A 1,195-nucleotide genomic window follows, 5' to 3' on the forward strand; every position below is an offset into this window, starting at 1 on the left:
GGCAGGGGAATCGCATATGAGTAAGAGTAAGTCTTGCGTTGAGTGGAAAGGTTGATTCTTTAGGGGCCTTCTCTTTGAAGAGGAGACCCAATGCCGTTTCTGCTTTCGATTTTGCGTGAAATTCGGGATCCGCGTGACATCAACGCGCGTCATGATCTGGCGGAGCTTCTGTTCTTGGCTCTGCTTGCGACCCTGTGTGGGGCCAAGAGCTGTGTTGACATTGCCGATTTTGTTGAGGGGCGGGAAGACGAGCTGAGAGAGATCGTGGCGCTGGAGCATGGTTGCCCGAGCCACGACACGTTCAGCCGGGTGTTTCGACTTCTTGATGCCGATGAGCTTTCGCGCAGCTTTGCCGCTTTCACGGCAGCGCTGCGACAAACGCTCGGGCCTTCGCCGCGCGGCGTGGTGGCGGTCGACGGCAAATCGCTGCGGCGCGGCTACACTAAGGGTCGGGTCTTTATGCCGCCTTTGATGGTGAGCGTGTGGGACGCCGAGACGAGGCTGTCGATTGCCGCTGCCCGCGCGCCCGAGGGCGACGAGGTCACAGCCACGCTGGATCTTCTGAAGAGCTTGGATTTGAAGGGCTGCACGGTGACGGCGGATGCGCTGCACTGCCGTCCCGACACCGCCAAGGCGCTGATCGGCAAGAAGGCGCATTATGCGCTGGGGCTGAAAGGCAATCGTCCCAAGCTGTTCGCTGCGGCGGAGCGAAGCTTCGCCGCAGCTGCCGAGATCGCCTTCTTCGAGACCAGCGAAAGCGCGCATGGCCGCACCGAAACACGAAGAGCCTCGGTCCTGCCGCTCAAACGGCTGCTCGATCCGCCGGCCTTTCCCGGCCTCAAGGCGATCGGCCGCATCGAGGCCTCGCGCAGCGTGGCAGGCGGCAAACCCACCACCTCGGTCCGCTATGTCGCGCTTTCCAAAGTGCTCATGCCCAAAAGACTGGCCGAGACCGTCAGAGCACATTGGACCATCGAGAACCAGTTGCACTGGAGCCTCGATGTCGTCTTCCATGAGGACGATGCCCGAACCCGCAAGGATAACGGGCCGCAAAACCTGGCCATCATCAGACGCCTCGCCCAAAACATCTTGCAAGCCCATCCTCTCGACAAACCCATCGCCAGCAAGATGCGAAGAGCCAGATGGAACAGAGACTTCCTCTTCCAGCTCTTTACTCATATGCGATAGCCCTGCC

1 protein-coding gene is annotated in these 1,195 nt (G+C 60.4%); it reads left to right on the plus strand.

The window, feature by feature from the left end:
• Positions 1 to 90 precede the first annotated feature (90 nt).
• Positions 91 to 1,188, plus strand: a complete 1,098-nt coding sequence (locus tag NKJ01_RS36180) for an ISAs1 family transposase (protein WP_352735375.1) — start codon at positions 91 to 93, stop codon at positions 1,186 to 1,188.
• Positions 1,189 to 1,195: the final 7 nt, after the last annotated feature.

It is taken from the genome of Mesorhizobium sp. M0276 (assembly GCF_040321755.1).
Classification (GTDB): Bacteria; Pseudomonadota; Alphaproteobacteria; order Rhizobiales; family Rhizobiaceae; genus Mesorhizobium.